The organism is Thiomonas sp. TH-17 (assembly GCF_057473305.1).
In genome coordinates this window covers 1-4,064 of the sequence record NZ_JBYCKI010000268.1, presented here as the reverse complement: position 1 = coordinate 4,064, position 4,064 = coordinate 1, and the positions used below count along the sequence as shown (strand labels likewise).

At 66.1% G+C, this 4,064-nt stretch carries 6 protein-coding genes; 5 read left to right on the top strand and 1 reads right to left on the bottom strand.

The window, feature by feature from the left end:
- The coding region (locus AC2VLV_RS15375) for a DUF5983 family protein (RefSeq protein ID WP_486990812.1) at positions 1–626 on the top strand (626 nt) is incomplete at its 5' end.
- 140 nt (positions 627–766) lie between these two features.
- Here the strand turns inward: AC2VLV_RS15375 and merR are convergent.
- Positions 767–1,171 (bottom strand): mercury resistance transcriptional regulator MerR, encoded by a 405-nt coding sequence (merR, locus tag AC2VLV_RS15370; protein ID WP_043105730.1) that lies wholly within the window; start codon positions 1,169–1,171, stop codon positions 767–769.
- Between the two features lie 72 nt (positions 1,172–1,243).
- Here merR and merT point away from each other — a divergent pair, with 72 nt between their 5' ends.
- Genes merT through merA form a run of 4 tightly spaced genes read left to right on the top strand, consistent with a single transcriptional unit; the run spans position 1,244 to position 4,038 of the window.
- A complete protein-coding gene (merT, locus tag AC2VLV_RS15365; protein ID WP_043105729.1) occupies positions 1,244–1,594 on the top strand; it encodes a mercuric ion transporter MerT in 351 nt (116 codons plus the stop codon).
- Between the two features lie 12 nt (positions 1,595–1,606).
- The gene (gene merP, locus AC2VLV_RS15360; RefSeq protein ID WP_088446867.1) at positions 1,607–1,885 is read left to right on the top strand and encodes a mercury resistance system periplasmic binding protein MerP; all 279 of its coding nucleotides are present in this window, start codon (positions 1,607–1,609) and stop codon (positions 1,883–1,885) included.
- Positions 1,886–1,903: 18 nt separating this feature from the next.
- On the top strand, positions 1,904–2,326 hold the full coding sequence (gene merC / locus AC2VLV_RS15355) for an organomercurial transporter MerC (protein WP_088446866.1): 423 nt from the start codon (positions 1,904–1,906) through the stop codon (positions 2,324–2,326).
- Between the two features lie 26 nt (positions 2,327–2,352).
- Positions 2,353–4,038 carry a mercury(II) reductase gene (gene merA, locus AC2VLV_RS15350; protein WP_088446865.1) on the top strand — a complete coding sequence of 562 codons (1,686 nt, stop codon included), beginning with the start codon at positions 2,353–2,355 and terminating at the stop codon, positions 4,036–4,038.
- Positions 4,039–4,064: the final 26 nt, after the last annotated feature.

The window sequence follows — 4,064 nt, the reverse complement described above, 5'->3', positions numbered from 1 at the left end:
TGAGCTATCTGCCGCTGCACGTCTCGCAGTCGCACCTGCCGGACAGCCAGGTCGAGCGCCATGCCTGCGTCTTCTGCGACGACTTCGCGCTGATCACCGAGGGCCAGAACGTGCCGCCCGAGCTGGACGCGCAGTGCCCCAGCCACGGTATCGCCCGAAACCTCGTCTACGCCGTCATGGCCGAAGAAGCCGGCAAACCGCTGCACGTCGGCGATACCTACTCCGAGGAAGCCGCGCGCGAGGTGGTACACCGCCTGCGCTTCGAGACCGGCTTCTACGGCCGTGCCTGGGAAATCAGTTCGGCGCACATCACCGAGGAGGCCGGTCGCTATCTGGCCAACCTGGCCGACATCGACACGCCGACCCGTTTCCTGTTCGTTGCCTTCCGCATTCCGTACAGCCCGGCGGTCGGCGTGAAGCTGATCGCCACGCCCTGGACGGACGAGAACCTGCAACGGGTCGAAGGCATCACCGCCGAGCGGTTGCGGCGAGAGCATCGCCGGAAAGGCATGCCGGAGTCCCTCGTCGAGGTGCTCCACCTGGCCGCGCTCGCCGACGTGCGCCTGCTGATCTTCGATGGCGACGCGCCCGTGCTGGACGGGCTGACGCTCTACGACGACGAGTAACCCGCAACCCATTCGAGCCCCCATGTCGGGGCTCTTCCTTTTCATCGAACTCGGCGGCGGCCGCCGTTTTCAGAAGCCGATTGCCCGAGATATCTGACGTCCATGGCGCTTTCCTGATGCCCTGGCCAATCCATGACCTATCAGCAATGCAGGGCGGCGATCAGCGGACAGGACACATTGCCTTGGTGCGCATGGCACTCGCCGACCAGCTTGGACAAGGCTGCCTCGATCCGGCTCAGGTCGGCCAGCTTGGCGCGTACGTCGGCAAGCCGCTGCGCGGCCAGTTCCGCCGCCTCGCTGCAATGGGTCCCGTCTTCCAGTTTCAGAAGCTGCCCGATCTCGTCCAGGCTGAAGCCCAGCCGCTGCGCCCCTTTCACGAACTTCACCCGCGCAACGTCGGCGCTGCAGTAGCGGCGGATGCTGCCGTAAGGCCGGTCCGGCGTCGGCAGCAGTCCCTTGAGCTGATAGAAGCGGATCGTCTCGACATTGACCCCGGCCGCCTTGGCGAAGGCGCCGATGGTCAGGCTATCCGGTTCGGTGCTCATCGCGCTTGACTCCGTAGTTAACTACGGAAGTAACGTTACAGCATCAAGCGAAACCTCGAAAGGAGAAACCTCATGTCGGAACCGCAATCCGGGCGTGGTGCCTTGGCCGCCGGTGGCCTAGCCGCCATCCTCGCCTCGACCTGCTGCCTCGGCCCGCTGGTGCTGGTCGCGCTCGGCTTTTCCGGCGCCTGGATCGGCAACCTCACCGTGCTGGAACCGTACCGGCCGATCTTCATCGGCGCAGCGCTGATCGCGCTGTTCTTCGCCTGGCGCCGCATCTTCCGGCCGGCCAACGCTTGTAAGCCGGGCGAGGTCTGCGCGATTCCACAGGTTCGCACGACCTACAAGCTCATTTTCTGGATCGTGGCCGCCTTGGTGGTGGTCGCGCTCGCCTTTCCCTACGTCCTTCCGCTGTTCTACTGACAGGAGATCATCATGAAGAAACTTGCCGCACTCGTGGCCCTGGCCGCCACTCTTGCCACGCCCGCCTGGGCCGCCGTCCAGACCGTCACGCTGTCAGTGCCTGGCATGACCTGCGCCGCCTGCCCGATCACGGTCAAGAAGGCGCTCACCAAGGTCGAGGGCGTCAGCCAGGTCGATGTCAGTTTCGACCAGCGCGAAGCGGTCGTGACCTTCGACGACGTCAAGACCACCGTCCAAAAGCTGACCGAGGCCACCACCAACGCGGGCTATCCGTCCAGCGTGAAGCGCTAGGCGCGGAGGGGCGTCGCCATGAATCCGATCATGCGTATCGCCGACAAGGCCGGCGCGCTCGGCGCGCTGGTGTCTGCCATGGGCTGTGCGATGTGCTTTCCGGCACTCGCCAGTCTGGGCGCCTCCATCGGTCTGGGCTTTCTGAGCCGTTGGGAAGGGCTGTTCGTCAATACGCTGCTGCCGGCCTTCGCCTGGCTGGCGCTGGTCATCAACGCGCTGGGCTGGTTCAGCCACCGGCAATGGCACCGCAGCGCGCTCGGCATGCTCGGGCCCACAGTCCTGTTGCTATCACTCTATCCCTGGTTCCAGTACGGCTGGAGCAGTTATGCCACCTACAGCGGCATCGGACTGATGCTGGCGGTGTCGGTCTGGGATCTGGTGTCACCGGCCAACCGCCGCTGCGGACCGGATGGCTGCGAACTGCCCGCGAAGCACGGCTGACGCGACAACCCCATGAGGGACAAAACATGACCCAACTGAAAATCACCGGCATGACCTGCGAATCGTGTGCAGTCCACGTCAAGGAAGCGCTGGAGCAGGTGCCCGGCGTGCGTTCGGCCGAGGTGTCTTACGCCAATGGCAATGCAAACCTGGCCATGACCGCAGAGACTCCGACCAACGCTCTGCTCGCCGCCGTCGCCGGGCTCGGATACCGGGCCGCGCTGGCTGATTCGCCGAATACGCCGCCGCATGGCGGGCTGCTCGACCGCGTGCGCGAATGGGTTGGTGGCGGAAGCCAAGCCGGTCACGGCAATGACAAGCTGCACATCGCCGTCATCGGCAGCGGCGGGGCGGCGATGGCCGCTGCGCTCAAGGCCGTCGAACAGGGCGCGCGCGTCACGCTGATCGAGCGCGGCACCATCGGCGGCACCTGCGTGAATGTCGGCTGCGTCCCGTCCAAGATCATGATCCGTGCCGCCCACATCGCCCATCTGCGCACGGCGAGCCCGTTCGATGACGGCATCGCGGCGGCAACGCCGGCCATCCTGCGCGAGCGGCTGCTGGCCCAGCAGCAGGCGCGCGTCGAGGAATTGCGCCACGCCAAGTACGAAAGCATCCTGGACGGCAATCCGTCCATCACCGTCTTGCATGGCGAAGCTCGCTTCAAGGATGGTCGCACCCTCGGCGTGCGGCTGGTTGAGGGCGGCGAGCGCGAAATCGCCTTCGACCGCTGCCTGGTTGCCACAGGCGCGAGCCCGGCGATTCCGCCGATTCCCGGCCTGAAGGACACGCCCTACTGGACTTCGACCGAAGCCCTGGCGAGCGACACCCTTCCCGAGCGGCTGGCCGTTATCGGCTCATCGGTGGTGGCGGTCGAACTGGCGCAGGCTTTCGCCCGGCTGGGCAGCCGGGTGACGATCCTGGCGCGCAGCACGCTGTTCTTCCGTGAGGACCCGGCCATCGGCGCGGCTGTGACCGATGCCTTCCGCGCCGAAGGGATAGCCGTGCTGGAGCATACCCAGGCGAGTCAGGTGGCTTATCAGGACGGTGAATTCGTGCTCACGACCGCCCAAGGCGAGCTGCGTGCCGACAAGTTGCTGATCGCCACCGGCCGCAGCCCGAACACGCGCAGCCTGAATCTCGAAGCCGCCGGCGTGACGATGACCCCGCAAGGCGCCATCGTCGTCGATGACGGCCTGCGCACGAGCGCGCCGGACATCTACGCCGCCGGCGACTGCACCGACCAGCCGCAGTTCGTCTACGTCGCGGCGGCAGGTGGCACGCGCGCCGCCGTCAACATGACCGGCGGCAAAGCGGCGCTCGACCTGACCGCGATGCCGGCCGTGGTCTTCACCGACCCGCAGGTCGCCACCGTCGGGCTGTCCGAAGCCGAGGCCCACCTCAAGGGGATCGAGACCGACAGCCGCACGCTCGCGCTCGATAACGTGCCGCGCGCGCTCGCCAACTTCGATACCCGCGGCTTCATCAAACTGGTGATCGAGGAAGGCACGCGTCGGCTGATCGGCGTGCAGGCCGTCGCACCGGAGGCGGGCGAACTGATCCAGGCGGCGGCGCTGGCGATCCGTGCCCGGATGACGGTGGAGGAGCTGGCCGACCAGTTGTTCCCGTATCTCACGATGGTCGAAGGACTAAAACTGGCGGCGCAAACCTTCAGAAAGGATGTGAAGGCTTTGTCCTGCTGCGCGGGGTAGCGGAAAGGAGGAAGCGATGGACGATT